A 16,225-nucleotide genomic window follows, 5' to 3' on the forward strand; every position below is an offset into this window, starting at 1 on the left:
ACGGCGGCCCGCCGGCGGCCTCGCGTACCATCCGGCCCCTCCATGAGTCCCGCCCCCGTCGAGGCCGATCCCGCGCAGCTGGTGCTGAACGAGGTCTTCGGCTACCCCGCCTTCCGCGGCCGCCAGCGCGAGATCGTCGAGCACGTGGCCGCCGGCGGCGACGCCCTGGTGCTGATGCCCACCGGCGGCGGCAAGAGCCTGTGTTACCAGGTGCCGGCGATCCTGCGCCACCGTGCCGGCCAGGGTGTCACCGTCGTCGTCTCGCCGCTGATCGCGCTGATGCACGACCAGGTCGGCGCGCTCGACGAGGTCGGCGTGCCCGCGGCCTTCCTGAACAGCACGCTCGACGGCGACGAGGCGCGGCGCATCGAGCGCGACCTGCTCGCCGGCCGCCTGGTGCTGCTGTACGCCGCGCCCGAACGCATCCTGACGCCACGTTTCCTGGCGATGCTGGAGTCGCTGGCCGAACGCGACCGGCTGGCGCTGTTCGCGATCGACGAGGCGCACTGCGTCAGCCAGTGGGGCCACGACTTCCGCGAGGAGTACCTGGGCCTGTCGGCGCTGCACGAGCGTTTCCCGCAGGTGCCGCGCATGGCGCTGACGGCGACCGCCGACGCCCACACGCGCGAGGACATCGTCGCGCGGCTGAAGCTCGAGGACGCGCGCCGCTTCGTCTCCAGCTTCGACCGGCCGAACATCCGCTACACGATCGTCGAGAAGGACGAGCCCAAGCGCCAGCTGCTGCGTTTCCTGCGCGACGAGCACGAGGGCGACGCCGGCATCGTCTACTGCCAGAGCCGCAAGAAGGTCGAGGACACCGCCGCCTGGCTGAGCGACGAAGGCATCCCGGCGCTGCCCTACCACGCCGGCCTGGACGCCGAGACGCGCCGCCGCCACCAGGACCGCTTCCTGCGCGAGGACGCGCTGGTGATGGTCGCGACGATCGCCTTCGGCATGGGCATCGACAAGCCCGACGTGCGTTTCGTCGCCCACCTGGACCTGCCCAAGAACATCGAGGCGTATTACCAGGAGACCGGCCGCGGCGGCCGCGACGGCCTGCCCGCCGATGCCTGGATGAGCTACGGCCTGGCCGACGTCGTCAACCAGCGCCGCATGATCGACGAGGGCGAGGCCGACGAGGAGTTCAAGCACCTGCAGCGCGGCAAGCTCGACGCGCTGCTGGCGCTGGCCGAGGCCCACGACTGCCGCCGCGTGCGGCTGCTGGGCTACTTCGGCGAGCGGTATGGCGGTGAAGGCGACGGCGAGCACGACGCCGGCGCCGTGCCCAGGCTGCGCTGCGGCAACTGCGACAACTGCCTGGCGCCACCGGCCACCTGGGACGCCACCGAAGCCGCGCGCAAGGCGCTGTCCTGCGTCTACCGCTTCCGCCAGCAGGGCGGCCAGCGTTTCGGCGCCGGCCACCTGATCGACGTGCTGCGCGGCAAGCAGACCGACAAGGTCGCGCAGTACGGCCACCAGACGCTGTCGACCTTCGGCATCGGTGCCGACGTCGCCGAGGCGCAGTGGCGCGGCGTGCTGCGCCAGCTGATCGCGCTGGGCCATCTGCGCACCGAAGGCGAGTTCAACACGCTGGAGCTGACCGCCAGCGCCCGCGAGGTGCTGCGCGGCGAGGTGCAGCTGCTGCTGCGCGTGCCGGCCGAGACACCGCGGCGCGGGCGCACGGCGCGCACGCGCAGCGCCGCCGACAAGCCGCCGCCGCTGCCGCTGGACGACGCGGCCACCCTGCGCTTCACGGCGCTGAAGGCCTGGCGCGGCGAGGTGGCGCGCGAGCACAACGTGCCGGCCTACGTCGTCTTCCACGACGCCACGCTGGCGGAGATGGCGCGCGAGCGCCCGGCCTCTCTGGACGAGCTGGCGGCCATCAGCGGCGTCGGCACCAAGAAGCTCGAAGCGTACGGCGAGGAAATCCTGCGCGTGCTGCGGCAGGACGCTTGATCTGCGTCTATCCAGGCGGGTCATCCCCCGGGATACTTGTGACATTAGGGGGACCAGCGCGACCGGCCTCCCGGCAATCGGGGAGGCCCGGAGGGAGCGGGGGGAAGGTGGCGGACAACAGCCAAGAGCACGCGCCGGCGCAAGCCGAGGAACAAGGCGCCGGGCCGTTCATGCCCGCGCCCGACCGGTTCTTCGCCGGACGTGTCGTCGCCATCGGCGCTTCCGCCGGCGGGCTGGACGCGCTGGCCCGCGTCTTCAAGGCCCTGCCGCCGGACACCGGCGCGGCCTTCGTCGTGATCCAGCACCTGTCGCCGGACCACAAGAGCATGATGGCGGACCTGCTGGGCCGTTACACCGAGATGCCGGTGTGCGTGGCCGAGCACGACATGGCGCTGGCGGCCAACCGCGTGCACCTGATCCCGCCGGGCAAGATGATGCGCGTGGCCGGCGACCGGCTGCAGCTCGCGCCCAAGCCCGAACACGGGCTGACGCTGCCCATCGACACCTTCTTCAGCAGCCTGGCCGAGCAGTTCACCGACCGGGCGATCGCGGTGGTGCTGTCGGGCACCGGCTCGGACGGATCACGCGGCGTGCAGGAGATCAACGCCGCCGGCGGCGTCTTCTACGTGCAGGACCCGGCCACCGCCAAGTTCGACGGCATGCCGCTGTCGGCCAGCCACGCCGCGCAGTACGACTTCATGGGCAGCGCCGAGGCGCTGGCCGCGCAGCTGACGACGCAGCTCGTGACCCCGCGCGCCGAGGGCACGCGCCACCTGTCGCCGCACGCGCCGGCGGTCGCGCAGCCGCTGGACACGATCCACGAGATCCTGCTGCACTCCAGCGGCATCGACTTCCGCCAGTACAAGCCGACGACGGTGCTGCGCCGCATCGAGCGCCGCATGCAGGTGCTGCACTGCCCGTCGCTCGTCGAGTACCGCGAGCGCCTGGCCGGCTCGCCCGACGAGCAGGTGCTGCTGCGCCGCGAGCTGCTGATCCCGGTGACACGCTTCTTCCGCGACGCCGAGGTCTACGACCTGCTGGCCGAGCAGGTGATCCCGGACCTCGTCACGCGCGCCGGCCACGAGGGCATCCGCGCCTGGGTCTCGTGCTGCGCCACCGGCGAGGAGGCGTACTCGATCGCGATCCTGTTCGCCGAGGCCTTCCGCAAGGCCGGGCGCACGCGGCCGGTGAAGATCTTCGCCACCGACGTCGAGCAGCAGTACCTGGACCACGCCGCCGCCGGGCTGTACCCGGAGACGATCGCCGCCGAGATCTCGCCCGAGCGCCTGGCGCAGTTCTTCATCGAGCGCCAGGGCCGCTATCAGGTGCAGCCCGAGCTGCGCCAGATGATCATCTTCGCGCGCCACAACGTCATCGCCGACCCGCCGTTCACGCGCATGAACCTGGTCAGCTGCCGCAACGCGCTGATCTACATGGAGCCGCCGGCCCAGGAGAGCGCGCTGCGCCGGCTGCAGTACGCGATGGCGCCGGGCGCGCACCTGATGCTCGGTCCCAGCGAATCGCTCGGTGACCTGCACCGCGATTTCCAGGCGCTGAAGTCGCGGTGCAAGGTCTACCGCCTGCTGCGCCGCGACCGCTCGGCGGCGACGATCGACATGCGCGGCCTGCACCAGACCCGCCTGGGCGAGTCGGTGCGGCGCGGCGGCGCGCTGCCGCCGATGATGCCGCGCCCCGGCAACGACGGCGCGCTGGCGCTGCTGATGCAGCACTACGCGCCGCCGTCGGTCGTCGTCAGCGAGGCGCGCCAGCTGATGCGCGTCTACGGCGACACGCGCCATCTGCTGCAGTTCACCGAGGGCCAGGCGACGCTGGACCTGATGAAGCTGCTGCCACGCGACCTGGTGCCGGTGGCCAGCATGCTGCTGCAGGCGCTCGGCAGCGACAGCGCGCCGCAGCGCTCGGCCCCGATCCGCCTGCCCGACGGCGACGGCTGGCGCCGCGTGCAGCTCGTCGCCCGGCAGCTCGACGGCAGCGAAGACGGCGGCTTCGCGATGCTGTCGCTGGAGACCGTTGCCGACCACGAAGGCGTCGCGGCCGCGCCCGGCGCGGGCGCGTCGGCCACCGAACCGGCCGACGACCGCTACCTGCGCCGCATCGAGGAGCTCGAGCGCGACCTCGCGGTCATGCACGACAACCTGCAGGCGACGATCGAGGAGCTCGAGACCTCCAACGAGGAGCTGCAGGCGACCAACGAAGAGCTGATGGCCTCCAACGAGGAGCTGCAGAGCACCAACGAGGAGCTGCAGTCCGTCAACGAGGAGCTCTACACCGTCAACTCCGAGTACCAGGAGAAGGTCGACGTCCTGAACTCGGTCAACGCCGACCTGGAGAACGTCTCCAAGGCAGCGGCGATCCCGACCATCTTCGTCGACGAGCAGCTGCGCCTGACGCGCTTCACGCCCGAGGCGACGCCGCTGTTCCACCTGCGCCAGGGCGACGAGGGCCGCTCGATCGAGGACTTCGCCCACCGGCTGGACTACCCGTCGCTGTTCGCCGACCTGCGCCTGACGCTGGAGCGCGGCAGCGTCACCGAACGCGAGGTGCGCAGCCGCAACGGCCAGTGGTGGCTGGCGCGCATCCAGCCGTACCCGGGCCGCTCGCCCGGCGCCAGCCGCGCGGTGATGACCTTCGTGAACATCGACTCGGTGAAGGACTCGCAGCGCCTGCAGGCCGTCATCGACTCGCTGCCCCAGCACGTCGCCGTCGTCGACACGCAGGGCGCGATCACGCTGGTCAACGACGCCTGGCGCCGTTTCGCCGCCGAGAACGGCGACCCGGCCGAACGCAGCACCGGCCCGGGCGCCAACTACCTGCGCACCTGCGCCGAGTCGGCGCTGACCGAGGCCGACGCCCGGCGGGCGCACGAAGGTCTGAGAGCGGTCCTGGACGGCCGCCTGCCCATGTTCCAGATGCACTATCCCTGTCACGCCCCGGACCGGCAGCGCTGGTTCCTCATGTACGCCGCACCGATCGGGCATCCCGCGGGCGGCGCCGTGGTCAGCCACGTTGACATCAGCGAGTGGGTCCGCCTGAGCGGCGGCTCGCTTCCCGACGGCGGCAAGGCGGACTCATGAGCGAGATGCAACTGCGGCAACGCGTGCGCCAGCGCGACCGGCTGGTCGCGCAGGTGGCCAGCAACGGCGCGGACCTGCGCAGCGACCTGCTGGACGCGATGAAGCGCGGCGACCTGGCCGCCGCCGAGTCGGCCCTGCAGCGCAACGACACCAAGGTGCGCACGCTCGCCGAGGAGCTGCGCATCTACCAGGCCGAGCTGCACGCCCAGGCCGACGAGCTGCAGCAAAGCCGCGAACGCACCGAGCAGGCGCTGTCGCGCTTCACGACGCTGTTCCTGGCCATGCCGGTGGCGACGATGCTGGTCAGCTTCAACGGCGAGGTGATCGAGCAGAACGGCCAGGCCGAACGGCTGTTCGCGATGCAGCGCCAGACGATGAGCGCGCGGCTGCTGTTCCGCATGGTCGACTCGCAGCAGTACCAGCAGCGTGTGCGCCCGGCCTTCCACCAGGCGCGTGCGCTGGGCTCGATCACGCTCGACGAGGTCGGCTTCGTCGCCGAGGACGGGCGCCGCTTCATCGGCGAGATGCATCTGTCGACGCTGCCCGGCGAGAACGACGACACGCCGCAGTTCGCGATGGCCGTCATCGACCGCACCGAGCACATCGAGGACGTGCGCGCGCTGCGCGAGACGACCGAGGCGCTGCGCGTGCGCGAGGCCTTCCTCGCCGACTCGGCGCGCCTGGCGCGCATCGGCGGCTGGGAGTACGACATCGAGTGCGGCACGATGCGCTGGTCCTCGCACCTGCGCCGCGTGTTCGAACTCGCCGACGACGAGCCGGCGACGCTGGAGCGCACGCTGCAGCTGTGCACGCCCGACGGCCACGCCGCGCTGTCGGGCGCGCTGCATGCCGCCAAGCCCGGCCAGGCGCCGTTCGACTTCGAGCTCGACATGCACGACGCCCACGGCCGCACGCTGCGGGTGCGCGTCGTCGGCCACGCCGAACTCGGCGACGACGGCCCGCTGGTCATCGGCATCTTCCAGGACGTCACCGTCCAGGCACAGGCGCGGCGCCGCATCGGCGAGCTGACCGAGCGCCTGAGCGTGGCCAACGACGCCGGCGGCATCGGCGTCTGGGACTGGGACCTGCAGCACGGCGAACTCTTCCTCGACGGCCGCATGCGCGAGCTGACCGCCTTCGGCGACGGCGCGCCGCCGTCGGATCTGTGTGCCGCGCTGTCGCCGTACCTGCATCCTGACGACGCTTCGGCCTTCGTCGAGGCGGTGCAGCACGCCGTCGAGGCCTGTACCGCGTTCGGCATCGAGCTGCGCCTGGCGCCGGCGCCGGACGGCGAACGCTGGCTGCACCTGGCCGGCCGCGCGCACGTCGAGGGCGGCCCGGCGCCGCGCACCGTGCGCCTGGTCGGCTGCGCCTGGGACACGAGCGGCGAACACGAACAGGCCCGCCTGCTGGCGGCCAAGCAGGCCGCCGAGTCGGCCAACCGCGCCAAGACGGTGTTCCTCTCGCGCGTCAGCCACGAGCTGCGCACGCCGCTGAACGCGATCCTCGGCTTCTCGCAGCTGATGCGGCTGGAGGCCGAGGCCGGCGATCTGGTGGTCAAGCCCTACCGCGTGGCGATGGTCGAGGACGCCGCGCGCCACCTGCTGGAACTCGTCAACGAGCTGCTCAACGTCTCGGGCATCGAGAGCGGCCAGCTGGCGCTCAAGCGTGTCGCGCTGGACCTGCGGCCGCTGGTCCGCGACTGCCTGCAGATGATCGCCGCGCAGGCCTCGGCGATGCAGCTGACGATGGACGACCGCTGCAGCGACAGCCCGCCGCTGCTGGTGCTGGCCGACCCGCTGCGCACCAAGGAAGTGCTGCTGAACCTGCTGTCCAACGCCGCCAAGTACAACCGCACCGGCGGCTGCATCACGGTGTCGGCGCGGCACTTCGCCGGCCGCGTCGAGCTGACCGTCGCCGACACCGGCCGCGGCCTGTCGGAGCAGCAGCTCGCCGAGCTGTTCCAGCCCTTCAGCCGCGCCGGCGCCGAATGCTCGGGCATCCCGGGCTCGGGCATGGGGCTGTACTTCAGCAAGCGTGTCGTCGAGGCGATGGGCGGGTGCATCGAGGTCGAGAGCGTCGCCGGGGTTCGCACCGCGTTCACCGTCGCGCTCGACGAGGTGCCGCTGCACGGCAATCCGGTCCTTCGCGCCTGACGCGCCAGGCGCACCCGGCGCGGGGCGGGCGCTGGCGCCGCGGCGACGACGCTCGCTATGATGGCCGGTTGCCCGCCGCACGCCCCGCCGATGCCCGAACACCGCCCCCGCCCCGCACCCGCCACCGAAGCCCCGGCGCTGCGCGTGCGCGGCGCCCGCACCCACAACCTGAAGAACGTCGACCTCGACATCCCGAAACACGCGCTGGTCGTGATCACGGGGCTGTCGGGTTCGGGCAAGTCCAGCCTGGCCTTCGACACGCTGTACGCCGAGGGCCAGCGGCGCTACGTGGAGAGCCTGTCGGCCTACGCGCGCCAGTTCCTGCAGCTGATGGACAAGCCCGACGTCGACGTCATCGAAGGGCTGTCGCCGGCGATCTCCATCGAGCAGAAGGCCACCAGCCACAACCCGCGCTCGACGGTCGGCACGATCACCGAGATCCACGACTACCTGCGCCTGCTGTACGCACGCGCCGGCACGCCGTACTGCCCCGAACACGGCCTGCCGCTGCAGGCGCAGAGCGTCAGCCAGATGGTCGACGCCGCGCTCGCGCTGCCGCCGGACACCCGGCTGATGGTGCTGGCGCCGGTGGTGCGAGACCGCAAGGGCGAGTTCGTCGAGCTCTTCGCCGACATGCAGGCGCGCGGCTACGTGCGGTTCCGTGTCGGCGGTGACGGCCACCCGGGCGCCGTCGTCGAGGCCGACGCGCTGCCGGCGCTGAAGAAGACCGAGAAACACGACATCGACGTCGTCGTCGACCGCTTGAAGACGCGCCCCGACATGAAGCAGCGCCTGGCCGAGAGCTTCGAGGCCGCGCTGCGCATCGCCGACGGGCGCGCCATCGCGCTGGAGATGGACAGCGGCCGCGAGCACCTGTTCAGCAGCAAGTTCGGCTGCCCGGTGTGCAGCTACTCGCTGCCCGAGCTGGAGCCGCGGCTGTTCTCGTTCAACTCGCCGGTGGGCGCCTGCCCGGCCTGCGACGGCCTGGGCCAGGTGACGGTGTTCGACCCCGAGCGGGTCGTCGCCTTCCCGTCGCTGAGCCTGGCCGCCGGCGCCGTGAAGGGCTGGGACCGGCGCAACGCCTACACCTTCTCGCTGCTGGAGAGCGTGGCCGCGCACTACGGCTTCGACATCGACACCGCGTTCGAGGACCTGTCGCCCCAGGCGCGCCAGGTGCTGCTCTACGGCTCGGGCGACGAGGAGATCGAGTTCTCCTACACCGCCGAGGGCACCAAGGGCCGCCAACGCAGCGTCAAGCGCCGCCATCCCTTCGAAGGGATCATCCCGAACTTCGAGCGCCGCTTTCGCGAGACCGACTCGGCCGCGGTGCGCGAGGACCTGGTGCGCTACCAGGCCGCCCGGTCCTGCCCGCAGTGCGAGGGCACGCGGCTGCGGCGCGAGGCGCGCCACGTCTTCCTGCGCCACGCGGCGGACGGCGACGAGGCCGCACGCCGGGGCCTGCCGATCTACGCCGTCGAGCACGCGACGCTGGCCGAGTGCCTGAGTTACTTCGAGAGCCTCAAGCTCGAGGGCGCCAAGGCCGAGATCGCCGACAAGATCGTTCGCGAGATCCGCTCGCGGCTGCGTTTCCTGAACGACGTCGGCCTGACCTACCTGAGCCTGGACCGCGGCGCCGACACGCTGTCCGGCGGCGAGGCCCAGCGCATCCGCCTGGCCAGCCAGATCGGCAGCGGCCTGTCGGGCGTGATGTACGTGCTCGACGAACCCAGCATCGGCCTGCACCAGCGCGACAACGAGCGCCTGATCGGCACGCTGCAGCACCTGCGCGACCTCGGCAACTCGGTGCTCGTCGTCGAACACGACGAGGACATGATCCGCGCCGCCGACCACGTCGTCGACATGGGGCCGGGCGCCGGCGTGCACGGCGGGCGCGTCATCGCCCAGGGCACGCCCGACGAGGTCGCGGCCGACCCCGAGTCGCTGACCGGGCGCTACCTGGCGCACACGCTGCGCATCGAGGTGCCGCGGCAGCGTGTGGCCGCCGACGCCGAACGCGGCGTGCTGCGCATCGTCGGCGCCAGCGGCCACAACCTGAAGGGCGTGGACGTCGAGATCCCGGTCGGGCTGCTGACCTGCGTCACCGGCGTCAGCGGCTCGGGCAAGAGCACGCTGGTCAACGACACGCTGTACACCGCGGTCGCCAAGAAGCTCTACCAGAGCCACGCCGAGCCGGCCGAACACGAGCGCATCGACGGCCTGGAGGCCTTCGACAAGGTCATCAACGTCGACCAGAGCCCGATCGGGCGCACGCCGCGCTCCAACCCGGCGACCTACACGGGCCTGTTCACGCCGATCCGCGAGCTCTTCGCCGAGGTGCCGATGGCGCGCGAACGCGGCTACGGCGCCGGGCGCTTCAGCTTCAACGTCGCCGGCGGGCGCTGCGAGGCCTGCGAAGGCGACGGCGTCATCAAGGTCGAGATGCACTTCCTGCCCGACGTCTACGTGCCCTGCGACGCCTGCCACGGCGCGCGCTACAACCGCGAGACGCTGGAGGTGCTCTACAAGGGCCGCAACATCACCCAGGTGCTGGAGATGACGGTCGAGGAGGCGCACGGCTTCTTCTCGGCCGTGCCGGCGATCGCGCGCAAGCTGCAGACGCTGCTCGACGTCGGCCTGGGCTACATCCGCCTGGGCCAGGCGGCGACGACGCTGTCCGGCGGCGAGGCGCAGCGTGTCAAGCTGGCGCTGGAGCTGTCCAAACGCGACACCGGGCGCACGCTCTACATCCTGGACGAGCCGACCACCGGCCTGCACTTCCACGACATCGGCCTGCTGCTGAAGGTGCTGCACCAGCTGCGCGACGCCGGCAACACCATCGTCGTCATCGAGCACAACCTGGACGTCATCAAGACCGCCGACTGGCTCATCGACATGGGCCCCGAAGGCGGCTCTGGCGGCGGGCGCGTGCTGGTGGCCGGCACGCCCGAGGACATCGCCGCGCATGCGGGCAGCCACACCGGGCGCTTCCTGGCGCCGCTGCTGGAGACCGCGCGGCGCTGGCACACGCCGGCCTGAGACCGGCGGCGTCCGTGCGATTCGGGATGGCGCGGCGGCCGCACGCCGGCGAGCATGGCAGCGCCGCGTTGCCGCAGGGAGATCGATGAAGGACTTGCACGACTGGCTGGAACAAGCCTGGGACCGCCACGACGACGCTGCCGAAGCCCTGGCAGCCGAGCTTCTGGCGCTGGCGCCGGCACTGCCCGACGACGACCAGGGCGCGGACGCCGCGCATCTGGCGCGCCACACGATGCTCGGCCATCTGGGCCGGCCGGCGCTGCTGCATGCCTTCCATGCCGCGTTGCCCGCGGGCACCCGGCTCGACGCGATGAAGGCTCGCGGCGAATGGGCGCTGGCGCAGATCGAGAACCGGCCGGTCGAGCCGCTGCCCGACGCGGTGGCCTGGGCGCTGCTCGGCGACGTGGTGCAGGCCGAACTGCGCCTCGGGCGCGGAGACTCGCCACGCAAGCGCGTGCTGCCGCTGGAGACACGCGCCACCCAGCACCCCGACCCGGCCGCACGCCGTGCCTACGCCGCGACCGCGCACAACGTGACGCATGCGCTGCGCATGGGCCCGCGCGAGCCGGCGCTGGACCTGCTGATGATCGAGATGGCCGAGCTCGAACGCCGCGCCTGGCTGCACGCCGGCACCTGGATGCACGTCGAACGCGCCGACTACCACCTGGCGATGTGCCACGCGGCGCTCGGCCACGGCGCGCAGGCCCAGGCCTACGCCGCCGCCTGCATCGCGAGCTGCGAGCGCAACGCCGCCGAGGCCTCGGAGCGTTTCTTCGCCCATGAATGCGCCGTGCACGCGGCGCGGGCGGCCGCCGACCGGCAAGCGCTGGCGCAGCACCGCGCGGCGATGCTGGTGCTGCTGGCCGAGGTGCAGGACGCCGACATGCGAGCCTTCTGCGAGAAGACGCTGGCCGCGACGCCGCAATGAAAAAGGCCGGCTGACGCCGGCCTCTTGCACAACGACGGGCGCCGCGGCGCCCGCGTGTTCACTTCAGGTGGCTGCTGATCAGCTTGGTCATCTCGAACATCGAGACCTGCGCCTTGTCGAAGATGGCCTTCAGCTTGGCGTCGGCGTTGATCATCGTCTTCTTGGCCTTGTCCTGCAGGCCGTTCTTCTTGATGTACTCCCAGACCTTCTTGGTGATCTCGGTACGGGGCAGCGCCTTGTCGCCGATGACGGCGGCCAGGGCCGCGCTCGGGGTCAGGGGCTTCATGAAGGCGGCGCTGGGGGTGCGCTTCTTCGCGGGGGCCTTCTTGGCGGCCGCCTTCTTGGCCGGCGCAGCGACCTTCTTGGGGGCAGCAGCCTTCTTCGCCGGGGCGGCGACGGCCTTCTTCGCGGGAGCGGCGGCCTTCTTGGCCGGAGCCGCCTTCGTCGCCGGTGCCTTCGTGGCCGCGGTCTTCTTCGCGGCGGTCTTCTTCGCAGTTGCCATTGGGATGTTCTCCGTCAGATGTGGCTCGGCGCCGGCGCTGCGCGAAGCCTCATGGGAGCCTCGTCTGGCAGGGAGCGCCGTGCACGCGGGATGGTACCGCCTCACGAGGGCCGCTGAGAAGCGGTTTTCATAGGTGGAAGGCATTCTCGCCACGCTATGCTGCGCCCCATGAAGATCCTCGCGCGATGGTTCCTGCTGGCGGCGGCCCTGCTGCTGGTGGCCAACCTCTATCCCGGCGTCACCGTGCAGAGTTTCGGCACCGCGCTGATCGCGGCCCTGGTCCTGGGTCTGCTGAACACGCTGGTGCGGCCGCTGCTGGTGCTGCTCACGCTGCCCGTTACGCTGCTGACGCTCGGGCTGTTCCTCTTCGTCATCAACGCGCTGATGTTCTGGGCCGCGGCCAGCGTGCTCGACGGCTTTCGCGTCGCGGGTTTCGGCGCGGCGCTGATCGGCTCGGTGATCTACAGCCTGTGCGGCATGGTCATCGACGCCGCCGTCGAGCAGATGTTCGGCCGCACGGCGCCCTGATCAGCGCGGGCAGTCGCGCACCTCCACCCCCTCCAGCGGCACCGGGTTGCCGCCGTCGGCACGCGCCTCGCAGAAGACGCGGCGCTGCTGCGCGCGCAGCTCGCGCAGGCGGGCGTCGATGACGGAGGCCTCGATGAAGTCCTGGCCGGCGGCGCCGCGCGCGGCCGCCTGCCCGGCGCGCAGCCGGTCGATCGCACCGTTGACGTCGCCCGACGCGTAACGCGCCTCGGCCTCGGCGCGCACCGCACGCAGCTTGAAGCCGGCGGCGTCGGCGGTGGCCGCGAGCTGCGTCCAGGCGCCGGCGTCGCGCGGGTGTTCGGCAACCCAGGTCTGCAGCGCCTCGGTGGCCGCGCGCAGCGCCGCGGGCGCGGGCCGGGCGCCGCGCTGCAGGTCCAGCGCGGCCTGGGCGCGCATCAGCAGCGGCGCCCGGCCGCGGGCGTCGGCGCTGATCGAGTCCAGCACCTGCATCGCCGCTGCCGGCTGGCCGGCGGCCAGGCGCACCTGGGCCAGCAGCAGCTGCAGGTCGCGCTCGGCCTGCGGCTCGCGCGGCTCGGCAGCGGAGGCCAGCGCGAGCGCCTGCGAGGCCAGGCGCTCGGCGACGGCGTGTTCCCGCAGCAGCGAGGCCGACAGGGCCGCGGCATAGGCCGTGGCCAGGCGCTCGCGCAGCGGGGCGTCGGCGGCGCCGCCCTGCTGGTCGACGAGGCGGTGCAGCGTCTGCGGGTCGGCGTCCATCAGCACGCGCGCGCGCTGCTGCATCAGCGCATGGCGCAGCGGCGTCGAGTCCGGGCCCGAGCCGGCGAACATCGCCCGCGAGCGCGCCTCGCTGATGCGTTCGGTCGTCAGCGGGTGGCTGCGCAGGTAGGGGAAGCCGCCGCTGTCGTTGATCCGCGTCGCCGAGTCGAGCCTCTCGAACATCTGCGCCATGCCCTGGGGCGCGAAGCCGGCGGCGGTGAGCGTGCCGTAGCCCATGCGGTCGGCCTCGCGCTCCATGTCGCGCGAGAAGTTCAGCTGGCCCTGGATCGACGCGGCCTGGCTGCCGACGATCGCGGCGTTGGCGAGGTCGGCGTTGTTGGTGCGCGCGGCCGCGACGATGCCCAGCAGCAGCGCGGCCATGCTGACCATCGAGTTGCGCTGCGCCGCGATGCTGCCGCGCGCGATGTGGCGCTGCGTCACGTGGGCCAGTTCGTGCGCCACGACCGACGCCAGCTGGTCGGTGCTGGTGGTCAGCGCGATCAGGCCCAGGTGCACGCCGACGAAACCGCCCGGCAGCGCGAAGGCGTTGACGCTGCGCTCGCGCACGAGGAAAGCCTCCCAGGCGAACTGGCGGTCGAGCTCGGGCTCGATGTCGCCGCGCTGGCGCGACGCGGCCACCAGCGGCAGGAAGATCGAGTCGACGTACTCGAGCAGCACCGGGTCGTCCAGGTAGGCCGGGTCGGCGCGGATATAGCGCATGACCTGGTCGCCCAGGCGGCGTTCGGCGCCCAGGGTGATGTCCTCGACGGCCGACTCGCCCAGCGAGGGCAGGCGCACCTGCGCGGGCACGGCCTGCACCGCGCAGGCCAGCGCGAGCGCGAGCACGAGGGAACGGGGACGACGCGGGAAACGCGGGGTGTGGGAAGGCGTCAAGGCGGGGTGTCCGTCGGGGGCGCCGGACGCGGCCGGCGCGCGTGCATGCAGCGGCCTATGATGACACCGTCGCGTTGCCCCCTTGTTTCCACCGATGAACTCTCCGCTCACCCACTTCGACGCGCAGGGCCGGGCGCAGATGGTCGACGTCGGCGCCAAGGACGAGACGCTGCGCGTCGCACGCGCCGCCGGCACGATCCGCATGCTGCCGGCCACCTTCGAGCTCGTCGCGCAGGGGCGCGCCGCCAAGGGCGACGTGCTCGGCGTGGCGCGCATCGCCGCGATCCAGGGCGCCAAGCGCACCGCCGAGCTGATCCCGCTGTGCCACCCGCTGCCGATCACGCGCGTCAACGTCGAGTTCGAGCTCGATGCCGCGGGCTCCAGCGTGCGCTGCGAAGCCCAGGTCGAGACGCGCGGGCGTACCGGCGTCGAGATGGAAGCGCTGACCGCGGTGCAGATCGGCCTGCTGACGGTCTACGACATGCTCAAGGCCGCCGACCGCGGCATGGTCATCGACGGCGTGCGCGTGCTGGAAAAGCGCGGCGGCAAGAGCGGCGACTGGGTCGCGCCCGGCCGGCCCGCGTGAGGTCGCCACCCGGCCTCAGGGACGGAAGAACTCGCGCCAGTCGGGCACACGCTGCGGCGCCTGGCACTGGAAGGGCTCACTGGCGGCGCCCGCCGCCGCGGCGTCGCAGGGGGCGAAGAACTCGCGGCTGGCTGGGTTGCGGAACTCGCGCAGGCGTTCGGCCAGATGGCGTGCCGCGTCCATCTCGCCGCGGGCCGCGAGCGCGCTGGCCCAGGCCGTCATCAGCCGCGTGTCCAGCAGGTGGTGGGGGGCGCTCTCGAAGGGCTGCATCGCATCGGCGCCCGGCACCAGGCCGGTCGTCGCCGCGGCGTAGTCGGCGTGATAGGCGAAGAGCAGGCTGCGCTGGCCGCGTTCGATGCGCTCGATCAGCGGCGGCGAGCCCGGCGCGCTGGTGAAGATGCGTGTCACCGGCCAGTAGTCGGCCACCGCCAGCGCCGCGCCGGCGACAAGCGCCAGGCCGGCGGCCAGCTGGGCGGGCTGGGGCCAGCCCGAAGGCATCACCGGGCCTCGACGGCGGCCGATCGCGAAGCCCCAGGCCCAGGCCGCCGGCAGCAGGAAGTAGGTGTACCAGAGCGGGTACTCGAGCAGGCTGTGCAGCCCGATCATCAGCACCATGAACCAGGCGGCCCGGCGCTCGATGCCGCCCCCTTCGGCGTCGGGCCGGAAAGCGCACCACGCGGCCGCCACCAGCGCCCACAGCAGCAGGACCATCACCAGGGCGGCCGCCGGCACGCCCAGTTCCACCGCCAGTTGCAGCACGAGGTTGTGGGTGTGGTCGAAGAAGGCGACCGGACGGTCCGGGAACGGCGTCAGCGACCAGGCGAAGTTGAACTCGCCGAAGCCGACGCCGGCCCAGGGCTGGCGACGGATCAGCTCCAGCGTGTTGAGCCAGATGCGCACGCGCGAGCTCGACAGGTCGTTCTCGGCCAGCCGGGCCTCGCCGCCGAAGACGTGCTGCGACAGCCGCGCCCACTCGGCCATCGCCAGCCAGCCGGCGACGTAGACCACCGGCGCGGCCAGCAGCAGGGCGCGCGTGCTGCGCGCCAGGCGACGGTCGACAAGCCCCCACAGCGCCAGCAGCAGCACGCCGACGAAGCCGGTGCGCGAAGCCGTCAGCACGACGGCGAAGACCAGCGCCGCGAACAGCGCGGCGCCGGCGATGCGCAGCACGCGGCCGAAACGCGCGTCGCGGTACAGCTCGACGAGCGCGACGACGGCGATGGCCGACCACAGCAGCAGGCTGCTGAGGTGGTTGGGCTGGCGCAGGTTGCCGACAGCGCGCCCGGGGATGCCCGAGCGCGCCAGCCACTGGCCGTCGGTCCAGTCGGGCGCGAAGACCTGCACCAGCGCGATGGCGAGGTTGAAGATCCCGGCCAGCGCCCAGCCGATGCAGAACGCGGCGAACACCGACCGCGGCTCGGCACGTGCCTGCGCCGCGGCGCCGCCGGAGACCATGAGCAGGGCCGCCATCAGCACCGCGATGGCCGACAGCGCGATGCTCGACGGCAGCGCACGCGACCAGGACCAGCAGACCCCGGCCAGCACCACCAGCAGCGCCGCCTGCAGCGGCCCGGCGCCCCGCCAGTCCGAGCCCGCGCGGGGCGCGCCGGCGGCGACGAAGAGGCCCCACAGCGCGACCGCCAGCGCCTGGTTCAGGAAGGTCGGCGACGGCGAGACGTTGTAGGCCAGCAGCGACGGGGCGCAGGCGGCGAGGGTGGCCAGCGCGACGCTGAGCAGGAACGGCGCAAGTCGGAGAGGCACGGCAGGCGGCGGCAGACGGCCGCGCATGCTAACGCGGCGGCGGCGAGGCAA

The 16,225-nt window shown here is 72.3% G+C and carries 10 protein-coding genes; 7 read left to right on the plus strand and 3 right to left on the minus strand.

The features are described from left to right. Positions 1-42 precede the first annotated feature (42 nt). The 5 genes from recQ (at position 43) to EV684_RS22545 (ending at position 11,171) form a co-directional block, all read left to right on the plus strand. The gene (gene recQ, locus EV684_RS22525) at positions 43-1,956 is read left to right on the plus strand and encodes a DNA helicase RecQ (RefSeq protein ID WP_132649592.1); all 1,914 of its coding nucleotides are present in this window, start codon (positions 43-45) and stop codon (positions 1,954-1,956) included. A 170-nt stretch (positions 1,957-2,126) separates the two neighbouring features. Then, a complete protein-coding gene (locus EV684_RS22530; RefSeq protein WP_132649593.1) occupies positions 2,127-5,051 on the plus strand; it encodes a chemotaxis protein CheB in 2,925 nt (974 codons plus the stop codon). Next, on the plus strand, positions 5,048-7,207 hold the full coding sequence (locus EV684_RS22535; protein ID WP_132649594.1) for a sensor histidine kinase: 2,160 nt from the start codon (positions 5,048-5,050) through the stop codon (positions 7,205-7,207). The genes EV684_RS22530 and EV684_RS22535 overlap by 4 nt, the downstream gene beginning before the upstream one ends. A gap of 90 nt (positions 7,208-7,297) precedes the next feature. Continuing rightward, a complete protein-coding gene (gene uvrA, locus EV684_RS22540) occupies positions 7,298-10,243 on the plus strand; it encodes an excinuclease ABC subunit UvrA (RefSeq protein WP_132649595.1) in 2,946 nt (981 codons plus the stop codon). A gap of 85 nt (positions 10,244-10,328) precedes the next feature. Then, positions 10,329-11,171: a hypothetical protein gene (locus EV684_RS22545; RefSeq protein ID WP_132649596.1), complete on the plus strand. Its 843-nt coding sequence runs from the start codon at positions 10,329-10,331 to the stop codon at positions 11,169-11,171. A gap of 58 nt (positions 11,172-11,229) precedes the next feature. Here the strand turns inward: EV684_RS22545 and EV684_RS22550 are convergent, their stop codons facing one another. After that, positions 11,230-11,673, minus strand: coding sequence for an SWIB/MDM2 domain-containing protein (locus tag EV684_RS22550; RefSeq protein WP_132649597.1), 444 nt, complete (start codon positions 11,671-11,673; stop codon positions 11,230-11,232). Positions 11,674-11,841: 168 nt separating this feature from the next. Here EV684_RS22550 and EV684_RS22555 point away from each other — a divergent pair, with 168 nt between their 5' ends. Continuing rightward, positions 11,842-12,201 carry a phage holin family protein gene (locus EV684_RS22555; protein WP_132649598.1) on the plus strand — a complete coding sequence of 120 codons (360 nt, stop codon included), beginning with the start codon at positions 11,842-11,844 and terminating at the stop codon, positions 12,199-12,201. On the opposite strand, the gene EV684_RS22560 is transcribed toward EV684_RS22555, so the two are convergent. Then, complete coding sequence (locus EV684_RS22560) at positions 12,202-13,827, minus strand: M48 family metalloprotease (RefSeq protein WP_165908570.1); 1,626 nt, start codon at positions 13,825-13,827, stop codon at positions 12,202-12,204. A 94-nt stretch (positions 13,828-13,921) separates the two neighbouring features. Between EV684_RS22560 and moaC the strand changes: the two genes are divergently transcribed. Next, a complete protein-coding gene (gene moaC, locus EV684_RS22565; RefSeq protein ID WP_132649599.1) occupies positions 13,922-14,413 on the plus strand; it encodes a cyclic pyranopterin monophosphate synthase MoaC in 492 nt (163 codons plus the stop codon). 15 nt (positions 14,414-14,428) lie between these two features. Here the strand turns inward: moaC and EV684_RS22570 are convergent, their stop codons facing one another. Beyond that, a complete protein-coding gene (locus EV684_RS22570) occupies positions 14,429-16,174 on the minus strand; it encodes a PglL family O-oligosaccharyltransferase (RefSeq protein WP_243651277.1) in 1,746 nt (581 codons plus the stop codon). Positions 16,175-16,225: the final 51 nt, after the last annotated feature.

The sequence above is a fragment of the Rubrivivax gelatinosus genome (assembly GCF_004340905.1).
Classification (GTDB): Bacteria; Pseudomonadota; Gammaproteobacteria; order Burkholderiales; family Burkholderiaceae_C; genus Rubrivivax; species Rubrivivax gelatinosus.